Source organism: Pseudomonas fluorescens, from assembly GCF_001307155.1.
GTDB lineage: Bacteria > Pseudomonadota > Gammaproteobacteria > Pseudomonadales > Pseudomonadaceae > Aquipseudomonas > Aquipseudomonas helvetica.
This window is the reverse complement of the sequence record NZ_CP012830.1, coordinates 2,674,527-2,692,390: the sequence shown is the minus strand read 5'-3', so window position 1 is coordinate 2,692,390 and position 17,864 is coordinate 2,674,527. Positions and strand designations below refer to the sequence as shown.

Below are 17,864 nucleotides of genomic sequence, written 5' to 3'. Positions count from 1 at the left end.
TGGCTCTTTATTTGTGGAACCGCCCTTCCAGACGATGGCGGGAACCGGGATGAATCAGACGAGCGGCCGTCACTGGCTGACGTCCGGACCAGGTCCGACGACGGATCAGCAGGCATGGCTCGCCTTTTTCGATCTGCAGCAATTTGCATTCGGAAGGCTCGGCAAGAATTGCCTCGACCACGTGCTCGCCTTCGGTCAATGGCGCGACCTGATTCAGATAGGCATAAGGCGTTTGCAGGGTGAAGTCTTGCTTGAGGTATTCCGGCGCGACCAGGGCATTGACGAAACGGTCCTCGATTTGCACGGGAATATCGTTCTCGAAATGCACGATCAGCGAGTGGAAGACCTTTTGGCCTTCACGCATGTCCAGTGCCAGGGCGCGCTCGGAACCGGCGGCCTCTTCTTCCAGAGTAATCACCTTGCACGTGTGGCGATGGCCACGGGAGGCGATTTCGTCGGCAATGTTATGCACTTCGAACAACGCGGACTGGCTCTTGGGTTCGGCGACAAAGGTGCCGACGCCTTGCATGCGCACCAACAGGCCGTCAGCCGTCATCTCGCGCAGGGCGCGATTGATGGTCATGCGGCTGAAACCCAACTGACTGACCAGCTCGCTTTCCGACGGCACGCGGTAATGCGGCGGCCAGTTTCCACTGTCGATTTGCTGGGTGATCATCTGTTTGACGCGAGCGTACAAGGGCGCCGGACTGTCGCCCAGATTGGCACTCAGCGGTGAAACTACAGGCGGAGTCGGCACAGGAAATCCTTGTTCGTTGATGAAAGCCACTAGCTTGCCGGAGTTTACCGAGCAGGCAAACGTCTGTATATGTATATACAAATAACACACGATGGGGTACTGAACCATGTCCGCCTTCTTTGCCGAACGCGCGCTTTTGCCTAGTGGATGGGCCAACAATGTACGTCTTGAGGTCAGTGCCGATGGCCTGCTGACCCACATCCAGGCCGATGCCAGCGCTGAAGGCGCCGAACGGCTGAGCGGTCCGCTGCTGCCGGGCATGCCGAATCTGCACTCCCACGCCTTCCAGCGGGCGATGGCCGGACTGGCCGAAGTAGCGGGTAATCCGAACGACAGTTTCTGGACCTGGCGCGATCTGATGTATCGCCTCGTCGGAAAAATCAGTCCGGAACAACTCGGGATCATCGCCCGTCAGCTCTACATCGAAATGCTCAAGGCCGGTTACACCTCGGTCGCCGAATTTCATTACGTGCACCACGACCACAACGGCCATCCGTACGCGGACCCGGCCGAACTGTCGTTGCAAATCAGTCAGGCCGCCAGCGCCTCCGGCATCGGCCTGACCTTGCTGCCTGTACTCTACAGCCACTCCGGTTTCGGTGGCCTGGCGCCCAATGAAGGCCAGCGACGCTTCATCAACAGCACTGAAAACTACCTGAAGCTACAAGCCCGCTTGCAGCCGCTGCTGGCGCAGCAACCGGCGCAACAACTGGGCCTGTGCTTCCACTCGTTGCGTGCCGTGACCCCGCAGCAAATCAGCGAAGTGCTGGCAGCCAGCGACAAGCACTGCCCGGTGCACATCCACATCGCCGAGCAACAAAAGGAAGTCGACGACTGCCTGATCTGGAGTGGTCGCCGTCCGCTGCAATGGCTGTATGAAAATACCGACGTCGATCAGCGCTGGTGCCTGGTCCACGCGACCCACGCCAACCCGGAAGAGGTCAGCCTGATGGCCAAGAGTCGCGCCATCGCCGGCCTGTGCCTGACCACGGAAGCTAACCTGGGCGACGGGATTTTCCCGGCCGTGGACTTCCTCGCCCAAGGCGGGCGCATGGGCATTGGCTCGGACAGCCATGTGTCGCTGAGTGTGGTGGAAGAACTGCGCTGGCTGGAATACGGCCAGCGCCTGCGCGATCAGCGACGTAACCGCTTGTATGGCGCCGATCAGCCGATGGTCGGGCGCACCCTGTACGACGCCGCACTCGACGGTGGCGCACAGGCGCTGGGCCAGCCGATTGGCGCATTGGAAGTCGGCAAACGCGCTGACTGGCTGGTGCTCGACGGCAACGACCCTTACCTGGCAACCGCCAGTGGCGACGGGATTCTGAACCGTTGGCTGTTTGCTGGTGGCGACCGCCAGGTGCGTGACGTGCTGGTGAATGGCAAGTGGGTGGTACGCGACGGGCATCACGCTGGCGAAGAAGACAGTAACCGGGCGTTCACCCAAGTACTGCGCGAGCTGTTGGGCTGATCACCGCTTCTGTGGCGAGGGAGCTTGCTCGCGCTGGGTTGCGAAGCGACCCCAAATCAGCAATTGAGCTCTTTCAGAAAGATCTCATCAGCTGAGTGACGACTGCTGCGCAGCCGAGCGGGAGCAAGCTCCCTCGCCACGGAGTCCAACCGCACGCCGCTTATTTCGAGGTCTGGGCCATTTTGGTGTCCGACACCCGCCAGATCAGGCGTGTGGTGTCGTAACCCTGCTGGCGCGCCCTGCTCAGCAGCTCCTCGCGGGTATCGGCGTTGACTTCCGGCTTGCGTGACAGCAGCCACAGGTTGCGCCGATTGGGGCTACCGACTATCGCGGTCTGGTAGTCATCGCTGACATACAGCACCCAGTAATTACCCTTGCTCATGCCTGGCAACAACCGGGTAAACCAGTTATCGAAATTCACCCACAGCTTGTCGTTCTTGCCGGGAATCTGCGGCGTTGCCGTGCCCTTGGCCTCTTCCCATTTCCACTCTGGGGTCAGGCAACGGTTCAACACTTCCATGTCGCCATCGGTCTTGAGGGTGTAATGGGCTTCGGATTGCGCGCAGTTACGCTGGAAGTACATCGGCATGCGCGCCAACTCGTACCATTTACCCTGGTAACGCTTGAGGTTGACGCTATTGACCGTTTTCGGCGCGAGCGCATCATCGCCAGAAGTGGCGCAGCCGGCCAACAACAGACCGGCCAAAAGAACTATTACTAACCGCATCATTATTTTTCTCCCGAGGGCGTTTGGCCCCGGTTTACTTCAGGCCTTGCCCGGAAAACATCAGCACTTTGTCACCGGCGTACTGCACGCTGATAAAGCTGTTCTTGTCGCCCCAGGTACAGCTGGACATGCCCAACGCGCCTGAACAATCGGCAGGTTTACCCAACAAGGCTTCGACCTCGGCCTTGGGCATGCCCGTCGAGAGTTTCGAATAGTTTTCCTGGTTGATCTTGCTGCACGCAGCCAACAGCACGCAAAACGACAACAAGGCGATAGATCGCAGCGACATGGTGTAACTCCTGGTAAAGAGGGGGAGGCATGGCTGCCAACCAGAAGCTTAGAAGAGAAAACCCCCTTCTGGTTCCCACCCGTACCGGGTATTTCTTGAAGGGTAAAATCGACATTTCGCACCAAAATCAGGCATTTTTTTGCGCTGATCGGTATTTCGTCGGTTTTCGTCAAACCCGCCTAATCTTTGGCGCTTCCCTGTCGACATAGAAGCAGCGCCAAGCCTGCCCTGTGGCAATTTGACGCTCCTCGTTGATCAGTCCTCCCGCGGTAGCGCCTTTAATGACCAGAAACATGAAGTTCAGCCACAAGATCCTGCTCGCCGCTGCCCTTGTGGTCGCGGTAGCGTTCGCCTGTTTCATTCTGTTCAACGACTACCGTCAGCGCCAAACCCTGCGCAACAGCACCGAGTCCTCGATGCAGGAACTCGGTAGCCTGACCACCAGCAACATCCAGACCTGGCTGGAAAGCCGCATCCAGTTGCTGCAATCGCTGGCCCAGCAAGTGGCCGTCGACGGTCCGGCGCTGGACAACCTGAAACGCGTGGTCGGCCTGCCGGCGTACACCAGCAACTTTCAGTTGAGCTACTTCGGCGGTGCCGACGGCGTGATGTTCTCGGTGCCGGCCGGTAATCGCGCGGCGGACTACGACCCTCGTGCCCGTGGCTGGTACAAAGCCGCCAACAGTGCACAGCAGACCATCGTCACCGAACCCTACATCGCTGCGTCCTCAGGCAAGCTGGTGATCACCGTTGCGACTCCGGTACAGCATCAGAACCAGATGATCGGCGTGGCCGGTGCGGACATCGACCTGAGCAGCATCAGCACCATCATCAACTCGCTGAACTTCGGCGGCCACGGCCACGCATTCATCGTCAGCAGCGAGGGCAAGATCCTCATTCACCCGGACAGCAAACTGGTGCTCAAAAGCCTCACCGAGGCTTATCCCGCGGGTGCGCCGAAGGTCAGCCCCGGCATGAAGGAAGTCGAGGTGGACGGCAAGACCCAGTTCATCTCGTTCACCCACGTCAACGGCGTGCCGTCGGCTGACTGGTACGTGGCCCTGGTGCTCGACCAGGACACCGCATTCTCGATGCTCAGTGAGTTCCGCACCTCGGCAATCATCGCCATGGTGATTGCCGTGGTGATCATCATCACGCTGCTCAGTATGCTGATCCGCGTCCTGATGCAGCCATTGCTGACCATGGGCCGTGCCATGCATGACATCGCCGAGGGTGAAGGCGACCTGACCAAGCGCCTGACCATTCATGGCCAGGACGAATTCGGGGCGCTGGGCACTTCGTTCAACCGCTTCGTCGAGCGTATTCACACCTCGATCCGCGAAGTGTCATCGGCCACCGGCCAGGTCAACGAAGTCGCCCTGCGTGTAGTCAGCGCGTCCAACTCGTCGATGTTCAATTCCGACCAGCAAGCCTCGCGCACCAGCAGCGTGGCCGCGGCGATCAACCAGCTTGGCGCCGCCGCCCAGGAAATCGCCCAGAACGCCGCCCTCGCCTCGCAACATTCCAGCGACGCCCGGAGCCTGGCTGAAGACGGTCAGCAAGTGGTGGATAAGACCATCGCGGCGATGCAGCAACTGTCGGCCAAAATCAGCGACTCGTGCGGCAACATCGAAACGCTGAACAGCAACACGGTGAATATCGGGCAGATTCTCGAAGTCATCACCAGCATCTCCCAGCAAACCAACCTGCTGGCTCTCAACGCCGCGATCGAAGCGGCGCGCGCGGGTGAGGCCGGACGTGGTTTCGCCGTGGTTGCCGACGAAGTGCGCAACCTCGCGCATCGCACTCAGGACTCGGCGCAGCAAGTGCAAAAGATGATTGAAGAGCTGCAAGTCGGCGCCCGTGAGGCGGTCGCCATCATGACCGACAGTCAGCGCCAGAGCGAAAGCAGCGTCGGCATCGCCAACCAGGCCGGTGAGCGCCTGGGCAGCGTGACCCAGCGCATCGGCGAAATCGACGGTATGAACCAGTCGGTGGCCACCGCCACCGAAGAGCAAACCGCCGTGGTCGAATCGATCAACGTCGACATCACCGAGATCAACACCCTGAACCAGGAAGGCGTGGAAAACCTGCAATCGACCTTGCGCGCCTGTGCCGATCTTGAGCAGCAAGCGGCGCGGTTGAAGCAGTTGGTGGGTAGTTTCAGGATTTAGTACTCTCTCGGGCCCCATCGCGGGCAAGCCTTGCGCCTACAGGATCGCGGTGATTCACACATCGTGAACAATCGAAACTCCGTAGGAGCAAAGCTTGCTCGCGATAGCGGTTTGAGCAACACAGAAAATCTAGAACCGCGACCCCGGCCCACTCAAAAACGCCAACTCTTCCGGCGTACTCTCACGCCCAAGAATCTTGTTGCGATGGGGAAAACGTCCAAACCGAGCGATGATTTTCTGATGCCGTTCAGCGTAATCGAGGTTATCGGCAAACACCGCACGATCCGCCTCGGGTTGCTCAGCCAGCAAGTCGGCAAAGCGAGAGATGGCTTCGTTTTGCACCGCCAGGTGCTCGCAATGCTCGAACACCAGGTAGATGAACACCCGCTGGATAGGCCGCAGTTGCCGATCGAGATCTGCGGCAATGCCTTGCGCTACCAGAGCCTGGGCTCTCAAGTCGCCGGCAAAGGATTTGGGGGTTTCGCGAAAGATCATCCGCGGTAACTGATCAAGCAATAACACCAGGGCCAGCCAACCTTCGGGACATTGCGTCCACTCGGTCAATCCGCCGGCCAGTGCCTGTTCCACCAGATCCCCGAAACGCCTGCGCGCTTCGAGGTCCTGGCTGTCACGCTTACCGAACCATAACTTGCCCTTCTGCGCCGCCACTTCGTTGGGATCGTCGGCTGAACCGAACCACCATTCGAGCAACGGCTGCCAGGGCGCGGTCATGGTTTATTCCTTGTGGTAAGCCGTGGCGCGTTCGACTTCTTCTTTCGAGCCCAGGAACACCGCTACACGCTGGTGCAGGCCTTCAGGCTGGATGTCGAGAATACGCTGGTGACCGTTAGTGGACGCGCCGCCGGCCTGTTCAACCAGGAACGACATCGGGTTGGCTTCGTACATCAAGCGCAGTTTGCCCGGTTTGGAGGGCTCGCGGCTGTCACGTGGGTACATGAACAGGCCACCACGGGTCAGGATGCGGTGCACGTCGGCCACCATCGCGGCGACCCAGCGCATGTTGTAGTTCTTTTTCAGCGGGCCTTCTTCGCCAGCCAGCAGTTCGCCGACGTAGCGTTGTACCGGCGCTTCCCAGTGACGCTGGTTGGACATGTTGATCGCGAATTCCTGAGTGGAGGACGGGATCTTGATGTCTTCATGGGTCAGTACGAAACTGCCCATTTCACGGTCCAGGGTAAAGCCTTTCACGCCATCACCGAGGGTCAGCACCAGCATGGTTTGCGGGCCGTAGATGGCATAACCGGCGGCTACCTGTTGGGTGCCTGGCTGCAGGAACGCCTTTTCGTTCAAGGGTTCGTTCTGGCTCAGGTATTCGTTCGGGCAACGCAGCACCGAGAAGATCGTACCGACCGGCGCGTTGATATCGATGTTCGACGAACCGTCCAGTGGGTCGAATACCAGCAGGTACGCGCCTTTCGGGTATTTGCCCGGGATCTGGTAGGCGTTGTCCATTTCTTCGGACGCCATGCCGGCCAGGTGACCGCCCCATTCGTTGGCTTCGAGCAGGATTTCGTTGGAGATTACGTCGAGTTTCTTCTGGACTTCGCCTTGCACGTTTTCAGTGCCCATGCTGCCCAGAACGCCGCCCAGGGCGCCTTTGGAAACGGCGTGGCTGATTTCCTTGCAAGCACGCGCCACTACTTCGATCAGAAAGCGCAGATCGGCAGGAGTGTTGTTGCTACGGGTCTGCTCAATCAGATAGCGACTCAAGGTAACGCGGGACATGGAAGGCTCCGAAGGAATGGGGGCTAAAAACCCGCGCAGTTTAACGCGAGTCGGTGCGCAATTCCTCTTATCAGACGAGATTCACTGAATAGAGTTCATGCGCGAGGTTGAGCGTAGCTGCAAATGCACATAACTGTGGCGAGGGAGCTTGCTCCCGCTGGGGCGCGAAGCGGCCCCAAAACCATACGGCGCGGTGCTTCAAATAGATCGCATCCGTAGGTTTACGACTGCTACGCCCTAACGCGGACCGGCCGGCGGGAGCAAGCTCCCTCGCCACAAAAGAGAAAACTGCGCCAGCCTCAGGATTTGACAGGTGGTTTGCGCAGCAAACTGAACGCCATCCCCGCCAACCCCGCTACCCCTAGCAAGAGCACCGCCCACAAGCCGATCTTCTTCCAGTTCATGCCCAAGACAATCGGCGCCACTGCCGCAGCCGGCGAAGTCACCACCGCCGCACCATCGACCTTGGCCTGGCCCAACGTTGCCAGACGCTTGGGACTGTAATCGGGAATCAGCGTCGACAGCGGCAAACTCGCCGCTTTAACCGTCGCGCTACCCAGCGCCAGTGTGTACGGCCCCACCCCGCGAGCGAGGAACACCACTTGGGTCGAGCGCACGGCATAGCGCACTGTCGGAGCCTGTGCGCCCAAGCCGCCGCCGCGCTCATCGACGGTCAGTTTCAACTGCTGCACCACATGGCCAGGCAGCTGCAATTGGTTCTGCACCACGTCCTGGCCATTTTGCGTCAGCCGATAGAGCAAACCGCTGCTCAAGGGCTGCCACGGCAAACTGCTTTCGCGACGTCCCGACAGGGTCACCGGCGCCAGGCTGTTGGCCTGGCTCAACTCGACCTGCAAGCGCTCCACGCTCAAACCCATCGGCAATTGCCAGGTGTATTCGCCGGCCCTGGCGCTGCTGCCGGCCAACGGCTCGGACCAGACCAACGGCTGCGGCAGGTAGCTGGAACTGGTGCTTTGCAGTTGCGCCGAGGTCAGCGCGGGCGCCGCTTGCGGGGTTTTCCACAGCAAGCGCAGATAACGCGCGCTCTGCCCCGGCAAATCGACGTCATGCTGTTCGACGCGTTCGTCGGCAAACGACAGCCGCGCTACCTGACCTTCGCCCCACGGCTGCCAATGCTGCAAATCATCACTGGCTTCGATGCTGAAACGCTGGAAGCCGTCGCGCTCGCTGCTCCAGTCGAGGATCAACTGCTGCAACGGCGCCTTGATCGCGCTGGCGTCCAGTAACCAGCCGCGCAGTACTTCTTTGCCAGCCTTGAGCGGATTCGATGGCTGGACCTCCACCAGCGTGCCGCTGGCATTCGACTGCACGCGCACACTTGGCACCGCCTCGCTAGCAGAGGCCGAGTCGTAAATCGGGAACCACTTGACGTTATTCACCACCAGACTTTCGCGACTCTGCGCCTGTTCCCGCGCCAGCGAATAGGCCTGCACTTCACCGGCTGCGTTGAATACCCGCACGTCGCTGAGATCGGTCTGGCGCGCATTCAATTGCACCGCCAGCGGCAACTCGAGGCGATACCACGGCCCTTCGCCGCTCAGGCTCAACGGCACCTGCGTGGTGAAGTCTGCCGGTGCTTCCTGAGCCGTGGCCGACAACGCCACACAGAGTCCAACAACGCCCAGCGACCACTTCCGATTCAAGACGACACTCCTTCAGATTCATTGGCCGGTTTCTCAGGCCCGGGCGTTGGTTCGGCGCGTTTGGGTGGCAGCGGTGCGAAATAGCCCACTACCAGCAGCAACACGCCCACGCCGATAAACGACACGATCCGCGCCAGACCGCCGCGGTTACTCAGTTCGACAAAGACCAGTTTGGCGACCACCAGCGCAATCAACGCCGCGCCGACCAGCCAGACTTCCCGACGATGGCGCAAATGCCCGCCGATCATCAGGCTCAGGGCAATCAGGGTCCAGACGATCGACAAGCCCGCCTGCACCAACATCGACTCCAGCAACGCATCCAACTCATACGGCACGCCAGCCCAATGGTGAGCGCTGCGCATCACCAGCGCGGTGAAGAAGGCAAACAGCGAGACTCCGGCCACCACTTGCGTGGCACCCTCGGCGTAATCGGCACGAATCGCCAATTGGCTGACCGCACTGCGCGACCACATATAAACGCCGAACAAGGCAAACAGCAGGCCGATGTCCAACGGGTTGAGCAACGGCAGATAAGGCAACGGTTCGGCGGTGCCGTCGCTGGCAATGTTCGCCAGCCAGAACCAGCCGAGCATCAACAGCGCCAGCGGTAGCGCGGCGTACACGCGGTACTCGCGGGCATACGCCGACACCGGCCACGGCCAGGCGCGCGGTGCGGCCATCAGCACCAGATACAGGCTCGGCAAGATCGCCCAACCCAGCCAGCGCCAAGCGTTGTATTGCTCGGACAACACCAGCAAGCCGTAACGCAGCTCCAGCGCCAACACGCCGATCAACAGCCAGCAACCCACCACGTGAGCAGCGCTCAATACTCGCGCGGGGAGCATCGGCGCCAAGCGCCGCAGCGAGATGAAATGCATCCCGAACACCATCGCCCACGCCAGCCAGCCGAAATTCGCTGCAGGGTGATAACGCGAATACCAGGCCGCGACCAATACCAGCGCCGCCGCTGGAATCAGCAACGTGCAGAGCACGCCCAGTGCCGGCCATTGCAGTCGTCGGGACAACAACGTCCACACTGCGACGCTCAGCGCTGCGAGGCCCAGCAACAGCGTGGCTTGCAGGTTCAGCGGTGCAAACCGCAGCACTTCGCTGATCAGCGCCAGCGCCCACCAGGCGGCGCCCCACACCAGCAGCAACTCGGACAAGCGCTGCAAACTCAAGGCATCGAACGCACTGGCATGATTGCCAAGCTGCAAGCGCCAGGCACCGACCATCGCCGCCAGCCCGAGCACCATCGGCGTCCAGAAACCGCTGTGGCCCAGTGGCCGCAGACCTTCGCTGGCGAGCGGCCCGAGCAGTTCGGGCCCCGCGATCAGGAACGCCGCGCCGCCGATCACCTGCAACAACAAGCCAAAGACAAAACTCACCCGCTGCTGCAAGTACAGGCTCAGCCAGATGATCAACAGACCGCTGGCCGCCCACACCGCGCTCGCCGTTTGCCACGGCAACACGAACAGCACCGCCAGATTGATCAGCACCAACCCGGCCAGCAACACCACCGACAACCCACGCAGCAATCGTGCGTCACTGCGCACCATGTCGTCGCGAGCGGCGAACAGCATTCCACCGATCAACGCCAGGCCAATCAACGATGCGGTGAGCAAACCGCTCCAGCCAGCACTGAACACCGCCGCCTCCTCACCGCTGGCGCCTTGCAGCCGCAGCAGGAACAACACACCGCCCAGCAGTTGCACCCCAAACGCCGTAAACAGGAAGGTTCGCGATTGCAGGCGCAAGCCGACAAACAACGTCACCAAACCGGCCAGCGCCCAACTGATCGCAGTACCGTGGGTGAAGAAGGACAACGGCGCCAACAGATAAAGGAACGTCAGTCCTGCACAGGCCAACACCGGCAAGCCCTTGCGTTCCCAGGCCGAGGTTTGCTCAGGGGAAGCGTTGCGCAAGTGGTAGAAACTGAACAGCAACGCCACGCCGAGCATCAGCGCACCAAGCGCTGAACCATCGAGCAGACTGCTGTCGCCCAGGCTCAGTTTGCTGAGGAACGCCAGCGCCGAACCCAGCTGCAACAGCAAGGCAAAAGCCCGCGCCAACGGCCGATGCTGACGCAAGCCAAGCCAGAAGATTCCCGCGCCCTCCACCGCCCAGGCGGCCGCCGTCCAGCGCGCATCGAGACCCAGCGGGATCGCCAGGCTGGCGAAAATCACCCCCAGCGCCAGGCAGGTTTCCGCCAGCAGCAGGGCTCGACCGCCGCTGAGAAAACGCGCCAGGCCCATGTACACGATGCCCAACGCCAGCGCGCTGAACGCGGCAGCGAACTCAAAATGATGAATCAGCGCGAACTGCATGCCAAAGCCCACCAGTGGTGGACCGAAGAGCATCGTGCCGTCGACGTAGTCGCCCTTGCGCGCCGACCAGCGCAACAGCGCGTCACGGCTGTCATCCTCCGGCGCGTCAGTCATCTCGAGCAGTTTGCGGCGGGTGAACAACAAGCCGATCGCCAGGTACATGAGGAAGAACAGGATCAGGAACGGCTCGGTGCTCCACAGCAGTTCCGGCGTATAGGAACGCACGCCCCAGGCAAAGCCAATGCCGAAGGTGCCGGCGAAGCCAATCAGGTTCAGCGGCCGCCAGGCCTTGAACCAGGCGATGGCGAGGATGCCGGTGTTGAGCAAGGCGAAGTAGCTGAACAGCGCGACATGGTTGCCGGCGCCGGTGGAGGTCAGGATCGGCGCGGCGAACCCGCCCAATGCCGCCGCACAGGCCAGCGCGAGCGAGTCCTGGGTGATCGCCAGAATCGCCGAGAAGATCGTCACCGCCACCAGCAAGCCCAACGCCGCCGTCGGGTCGAGCAACGGGTGCAGGCGCATGGCGGCGAACACCGTCAGGTACAGCACGGCAATGCCGGTCCCCTGCAGGATCAACGCGTAGTTGGTGTTGCGCAGTCGCAACCACCAACCCAGGCCCAGCAACGCCAACGCGGCCGCAGCGACCCCGGCGTAACGCAATTCAATTGGCACCACCATGCCTTCGGTGGCGTAGCGCAGCAAAAACGCCAAACCGAAGAACAACAGCACCACGCCGACCCGCAGTACGGTGTTGCCACCGAACAGCCAATTGCGTGCGGCGGTAATACCGCGCTCGATCAGATTCGGACCACGGGGTTCGGCCGGTTGTGGTGGTTCGCTGGGTTGCGGGGCCCAGAGATCGGCAGGCTCAGGTGTGATGCTCGCGTGTACCGGTTCGAATTCGGGCGGCAATTCCCAAACCAGTTCCTGCGCGGCAGACAACGGCGCCGGGCCAGGCTCGGGCGCTTGGTCGAAGACGATATCAGGAGAAATAATCGGCTCGCTGGCCGTTGTCGACTCAGGGACCGGAGCTGCCTGGACGCCACGGGTTTCCAGTAACGCCAGCCGCTGCTCGACCACGTCGAGGGCAACCTGCGCCTGCTCCAGCTGGCGACGCTGTTCGTCCGCTTGTGAATTCAGGCGCCTGAGCACAATCGCCTGCCCCGCACCCAGGCCGATCAACGCGCCAATCAGCGCATCGCTGAATGACTCATCGAGCACCCAGCCCAGCACCAGCCCTATCAGCATGAACATCCATTGCATGGTCGATATCCCTAAGCGGCCCATTGCCGGGCGAGTCCGTACGATTCGTGCCCTGTGGTGCCGGTGCTGATGTCATCGCGGGCAAGCCTTGCTCCTACGAAATTTGTGGTTGCCTCGCGATTTGGGCACCACACAAGATGGGTAGGAGCAAGGCTTGCCCGCGATCGAGCGCGCAGCGCTCGCCAAACATCACCGGCTCAACAGAGACACTGAAACATCCGGCAAAACTGTTGCTTAGTATATCGATCCGATCAAACGGTGGCTAAAAGTTACTCCAGCGCTTTCCAGATATCCGTGGCGTACTCGCGAATGGTCCGGTCGGACGAGAACCAGCCCATGCGCGCGCTGTTGAGCACCGCCGAGCGCCACCACTCCTTCGAGTCGTGCCAATGCTCTTCAACCCGCACCTGGGCATTCCAGTAGGAATCGAAGTCGGCGCAGACCAGGAAGCGGTCATATTCGATCAACGAATCGATCAACCCGGTGTAACGCGACGGCTCATCGGGCGAGAACACACCGCCACGAATCGCTTGCAGCACATCCCCCAATCGACGGGAGGCGGCGATGTCCGGAGCGGCATAGAACTCGTGATTCTGCTTGCGCGCCTCAACCTGCTGCGCGGTCAGTCCGAAGATGAACATGTGCTCGACGCCAATGCGCTCGCTCATTTCCACGTTGGCACCGTCCAGGGTGCCGATGGTCAGCGCGCCATTGAGGCCAAACTTCATGTTGCTGGTACCGGAAGCCTCAAAGCCAGCCGTGGATATCTGCTCCGACAGGTCGGCCGCCGGAATGATGCTTTCCGCCAGGCTGACGTTATAGTTGGGCAAGAACACCACTTTCAGCAAGCCGCGCACGGTCGGGTCATTGTTGACCACCCGGGCGATGTCGTTGGTCAGTTTGATGATCAGCTTGGCCTGGTGATAACTCGCGGCAGCTTTGCCGGCAAAGATCTTCACCCGCGGCACCCAATCGACTTCCGGCTCGGCGCGGATCGCCTGATACAGCGCCACGGTGTGCATCAGGTTGAGCAACTGGCGCTTGTACTCGTGAATCCGTTTAACCTGCACGTCGAACATTGCCGCCGGATTGACCGCGATCCCCAATCGTTCATGAATCAGATAGGCCAAGGCTTTTTTACTGTGCAGGCGCTGCTCGGCGAACTTGTTGCGGAATGCCGCTTTCTCGGCAAACGGCTCCAGGCCGATCAGTTTCTGTTCCGGGTTATCCAAAAGATCCGGACCCAGCGCATCGACCATCATCGAGGTCAGTTCCGGGTTGGCCTGATAGAGCCAGCGGCGGAACGTAATGCCGTTGGTCTTGTTGTTGATTCGCTCCGGATACAGCTTGTGCAGCTCGGAAAACACCGTGCTGCGCATCAGCTGGGTGTGCAGGGCGGACACGCCGTTGACACTGTGGGAACCCAGAAACGCCAAGTTGCCCATGCGCACCCGGCGACCGTTGTCTTCCTCGATCAGCGACACCGCGCGCAATACGTCAAAGTCATGCATGCCTTTGGCGCGCAGCGAATCGATGTGATGGGCGTTGATCAAATAGATGATCTGCATGTGCCGTGGCAGCATCCGCTCCATCAAACCGACTGGCCAGGTTTCCAGCGCTTCCGGCAACAGCGTGTGGTTGGTGTAGGAAAGCGTATCGACGGTGATCTGCCAGGCCGCGTCCCACGCCACGTCGTACACATCGACCAGTTGCCGCATCAATTCGGCCACGGCGATCGAGGGGTGCGTGTCATTGAGCTGGATCGCCGCATGATCGCCCAGGGTCAGCACCGAGGTGTGCATATTGCGGTGACGGCGCAGCAGATCCTGCAAGGACGCGGCGACGAAGAAGTACTCCTGACGCAGCCGCAGCTCCTGACCGGCCTCGGTGCTGTCGGCGGGATAGAGCACGCGGGAGATACTTTCCGCGCGGGCCACTTCAGCCACCGCACCCAAGTGGTCGCCGGCGTTGAAACGCTCCAGGTGCAAGTCCTCCATGGCGCGTGCACGCCAGAGGCGCAAGGTGTTGACGCTAGCGCCACGCCAGCCGACGACTGGCGTGTCGTATGCAATCGCTCGAACGGTTTCCGCCGGCGTCCAGACCTGCTTGGACCTGCCGGTCTCATCGGTCACGGTTTCAACGCTGCCACCAAAGCCGATCGGGTAAGCCACTTCCGGCCGCTCGAATTCCCAGGGGTTGCCGAAATCCAGCCAGTTTTCGGTTTGCTCCTGCTGCCAGCCATCGACAACCGCCTGGCGGAACAAACCGTGTTCATAACGAATACCGTAGCCGTGGCCGGCGATGCCGAGCGTCGACATGCTTTCCATGAAGCACGCCGCCAGACGGCCGAGGCCGCCGTTACCCAGTGCGGCGTCCGGCTCCAGCAGGCGAATGCGTTCGAGGTCGACGCCCAGCTCGGTCAGCGCTTCACGAGCCACGTCGAGCAGGCCAAGGTTGCTCAGGCTGTCGTAGAGCAGGCGGCCGATGAGGAATTCCAGCGAGAGGTAGTAAACGCGCTTCTGGCCTTTGCGGTAGATCTGCCGCGTGTGGTCCATCCAGTGCTCGACCATGTGATCACGCGCCGCCAGGGCAATGGCTTCGAACCAGTCATGGTCAAAGGCGTGATCCGGATCCTTGCCCACTGCATAGGTAAGTTTGGTCAAGACGGCGTCGCGAAATGCGGCCACTTCAGCTTCGCGAACTAGTGGTTCTTGAGTCATCGATAGGACCTCGGACGAGCATGAAATTGACTGAGCCTAGTCGGTCTGACATGAGATAAATGCACTCGTTCGGCGTTTTTTTCAATCGCCTGAATCGAGCCTATCCCCTTGCCGATACACGTTGAAAAGATGCAGATGCCATGCCGTTCCCTCGAAAAATTCAGTGTAGCCATAAAAAAACCGGCAAATGGTCGTTCAAAAAATCACCAGTCCCGGTATGATCGCGCGCCCTGATGCACGCTGGTAATTCCACATGATGAAGCCGAACCTGATCGCCGCCGCGGAGATCGACCGTCTCGATACCTGGGCCAAGTACTCCGCCCCGATGTGCGGCTCGTGCGTGTCCAGCTGCTGCACGCTGCCGGTCGAGGTCAAGATCAAAGACCTGATCCGCATCGGCATCGTCGACGAATTCGAACTGGGCGATCCACCCAAGAACATCGCCAAGCGCTTGCAGAAGGAAGGGATTGTCGAGCGCTACAACCAGAAGTCCGAGATCTTCACGCTCCAACGCATGAGCAACAACGATTGCCTGTATCTGGATCGTAAGAGCCGTTTGTGCACTATTTATGAAAAGCGCCCGGATACTTGCCGCAACCACCCGAAAATCGGTCCGCGGCCTGGGTATTGCGCGTACAAGCCGAAAGAAGTCGTGCGCGAGAGCAATCCGCGGACCCTCGACAAGTTCTGATCAAAGCCACTATTTCGTAGCAGCTGCCGAGCCCGCAGGCTCGACAGCTGCTACAGGCAGACAAACAAAAACGCCCCCGGCCTTTCGACCGGGGGCGTTTTCATTCAGCCTGAGTTAACTCAGTTCTTGGCTTTCTTGGCAGCGCGGGTACGCTCGCCTTCGTCCAGGATCTTCTTACGCAGGCGGATCGACTTAGGAGTCACTTCGCACAATTCATCGTCCTGGATGAATTCCAGAGCCTGTTCCAGGGTGAAGCGAACAGGTGGAACCAGGGCGATGGTTTCGTCTTTACCCGAAGCACGCATGTTGTCGAGCTTCTTGCCTTTGGTTGGGTTGACGCCCATGTCGTTGTCACGGCTGTTCAGACCAACGATCTGACCGTTGTAGATCTCTTGACCGTGTTCAACGAACAGCTTGCCACGCGCCTGCAGGGTTTCCAGGGAGTAGGTCAGCGCCTTGCCGGTTTCTACCGATACCAGAACACCGTTCTGACGGCCGGACATGTCGCCGGACTTCATGGTGTCGTAGCGATCGAAGATCGAGGTCAGGATGCCAGCACCGTTGGTCAGGGTCAGGAACTGGTTACGGAAACCGATCAGACCGCGAGCAGGGATGTTGTATTCCAGACGAACACGGCCTTTGCCATCCGGCACCATGTTGGTCAGGTCGCCTTTACGCAGGCCCATCTCTTCCATGACCTTGCCCTGGGATTCTTCAGGGGTGTCGATGGTGACGTTTTCGAACGGTTCCTGCTTCACGCCGTCAACCTGACGGATGATCACTTCCGGACGACCAACGCCCATTTCGAAGCCTTCGCGACGCATGGTTTCGATCAGTACCGAGAGGTGCAGCTCACCACGGCCGGAAACCTTGAACTTGTCAGCCGAGTCGCCTTCTTCAACGCGCAGTGCAACGTTGTACAGCAGCTCTTTGTCCAGACGTTCCTTGATGTTACGGGAAGTCACGAACTTGCCTTCTTTACCGCAGAAAGGCGAGTCGTTTACCTGGAAGGTCATGGAAACGGTTGGCTCGTCAACGGTCAGAGGCTTCATCGCCTCGACAGTGTCCGGGTGGCACAGGGTGTCGGAGATGAACAGCGAGTCCATACCGCTGATGCACACGATGTCGCCTGCCGCAGCTTCTTCAACGTCGATACGGTGCAGACCGTGGTGACCCATCAGCTTCAGGATACGACCGTTACGCTTCTTGCCGTCGGCGCCGATAGCCACGACCGGAGTGTTCGGCTTGACGCGACCACGAGCGATACGGCCAACGCCGATAACACCCAGGAAGCTGTTGTAGTCCAGTGCCGAGATTTGCATCTGGAATGGACCGTCACGGTCAACTTTTGGAGCTGGAACGTGGTCAACAATCGCCTGGTACAGCGGGGTCATGTCTTCAGCCATGTCGGTGTGGTCCAGACCGGCAATACCGTTCAGGGCCGAAGCGTAGACGACTTGGAAGTCCAGCTGTTCTTCGGTAGCACCCAGGTTGTCGAACAGGTCGAAGATCTGGTCCAGAACCCAGTCCGGACGTGCGCCTGGACGGTCAACCTTGTTGATGCACACGATCGGACGCAGGCCGGCTTCGAAGGCCTTCTTGGTCACGAAACGGGTTTGCGGCATAGGGCCGTCTTGAGCGTCAACCAGCAGCAGAACGGAGTCAACCATCGACATTACGCGTTCAACTTCGCCGCCGAAGTCGGCGTGGCCCGGGGTGTCCACGATGTTGATGTGGTAGCCGTTCCAGTTGATGGCGGTGTTTTTCGCCAGAATGGTAATACCGCGCTCTTTCTCCTGGTCGTTGGAGTCCATCACGCGCTCGTCGTTGAGCTCGTTGCGCTCCAGGGTGCCGGATTGACGCAAGAGCTTGTCTACCAGGGTGGTCTTACCATGGTCAACGTGAGCAATGATGGCGATGTTGCGTAGATTTTCGATCACTTGTGTATCTCGATCAGAGGATTCGGTGTGCTGACAAGTCTTGGCAGCGATTTACAGTAGAGTCAGGCCTTGCCGTTACAGCTTGACGGCGGCGT

The 17,864-nt window shown here is 60.2% G+C and carries 12 protein-coding genes and 1 pseudogene; 4 read left to right on the top strand and 9 right to left on the bottom strand.

Going from position 1 to position 17,864, the window contains the following annotated elements:
* Positions 1-7: 7 nt before the first annotated feature.
* Positions 8-676, bottom strand: coding sequence for a histidine utilization repressor (hutC, locus tag AO353_RS12240; RefSeq protein ID WP_232252242.1), 669 nt, complete (start codon positions 674-676; stop codon positions 8-10).
* Between the two features lie 187 nt (positions 677-863).
* On the opposite strand from hutC, the gene AO353_RS12235 reads away from it, so the two are divergent.
* Positions 864-2,228, top strand: a complete 1,365-nt coding sequence (locus AO353_RS12235) for a formimidoylglutamate deiminase (protein ID WP_054595183.1) — start codon at positions 864-866, stop codon at positions 2,226-2,228.
* A gap of 160 nt (positions 2,229-2,388) precedes the next feature.
* Here the strand turns inward: AO353_RS12235 and AO353_RS12230 are convergent, their stop codons facing one another.
* On the bottom strand, positions 2,389-2,958 hold the full coding sequence (locus AO353_RS12230) for a lipocalin family protein (RefSeq protein ID WP_054595182.1): 570 nt from the start codon (positions 2,956-2,958) through the stop codon (positions 2,389-2,391).
* 31 nt (positions 2,959-2,989) lie between these two features.
* Entirely contained in the window at positions 2,990-3,244 is a 255-nt protein-coding gene (locus AO353_RS12225) for a hypothetical protein (RefSeq protein WP_054595181.1), read from the bottom strand.
* 281 nt (positions 3,245-3,525) lie between these two features.
* On the opposite strand from AO353_RS12225, the pseudogene AO353_RS32095 reads away from it, so the two are divergent.
* Together AO353_RS32095 and AO353_RS32090 are read left to right on the top strand one after the other, a co-directional pair.
* A pseudogene (locus tag AO353_RS32095) lies at positions 3,526-4,560 on the top strand (cache domain-containing protein); the annotation flags it as partial.
* 93 nt (positions 4,561-4,653) lie between these two features.
* Positions 4,654-5,418, top strand: coding sequence for a methyl-accepting chemotaxis protein (locus AO353_RS32090; RefSeq protein WP_371917725.1), 765 nt, complete (start codon positions 4,654-4,656; stop codon positions 5,416-5,418).
* 129 nt (positions 5,419-5,547) lie between these two features.
* Here the strand turns inward: AO353_RS32090 and AO353_RS12210 are convergent, their stop codons facing one another.
* From AO353_RS12210 to AO353_RS12190, 5 genes are all read right to left on the bottom strand, one after another.
* The gene (locus AO353_RS12210) at positions 5,548-6,150 is read right to left on the bottom strand and encodes a DUF924 family protein (RefSeq protein ID WP_054595178.1); all 603 of its coding nucleotides are present in this window, start codon (positions 6,148-6,150) and stop codon (positions 5,548-5,550) included.
* A 3-nt stretch (positions 6,151-6,153) separates the two neighbouring features.
* Positions 6,154-7,164 (bottom strand): class 1 fructose-bisphosphatase, encoded by a 1,011-nt coding sequence (locus tag AO353_RS12205; RefSeq protein WP_054595177.1) that lies wholly within the window; start codon positions 7,162-7,164, stop codon positions 6,154-6,156.
* Positions 7,165-7,463: 299 nt separating this feature from the next.
* On the bottom strand, positions 7,464-8,828 hold the full coding sequence (locus tag AO353_RS12200) for a DUF3999 domain-containing protein (RefSeq protein WP_054595176.1): 1,365 nt from the start codon (positions 8,826-8,828) through the stop codon (positions 7,464-7,466).
* Positions 8,825-12,418, bottom strand: a complete 3,594-nt coding sequence (locus tag AO353_RS12195) for a DUF2339 domain-containing protein (RefSeq protein WP_054595175.1) — start codon at positions 12,416-12,418, stop codon at positions 8,825-8,827. Before AO353_RS12195 ends, AO353_RS12200 begins: the two co-directional genes overlap by 4 nt.
* Positions 12,419-12,687: 269 nt before the next feature.
* Complete coding sequence (locus AO353_RS12190) at positions 12,688-15,138, bottom strand: glycogen/starch/alpha-glucan phosphorylase (protein ID WP_054595174.1); 2,451 nt, start codon at positions 15,136-15,138, stop codon at positions 12,688-12,690.
* Between the two features lie 253 nt (positions 15,139-15,391).
* On the opposite strand from AO353_RS12190, the gene AO353_RS12185 reads away from it, so the two are divergent.
* Positions 15,392-15,829 (top strand): YkgJ family cysteine cluster protein, encoded by a 438-nt coding sequence (locus AO353_RS12185; protein WP_019691319.1) that lies wholly within the window; start codon positions 15,392-15,394, stop codon positions 15,827-15,829.
* Positions 15,830-15,948: 119 nt separating this feature from the next.
* Here AO353_RS12185 and typA read toward each other — a convergent pair whose 3' ends face one another.
* Positions 15,949-17,769 (bottom strand): translational GTPase TypA, encoded by a 1,821-nt coding sequence (gene typA, locus AO353_RS12180; RefSeq protein WP_054595173.1) that lies wholly within the window; start codon positions 17,767-17,769, stop codon positions 15,949-15,951.
* Positions 17,770-17,864 lie beyond the last annotated feature (95 nt).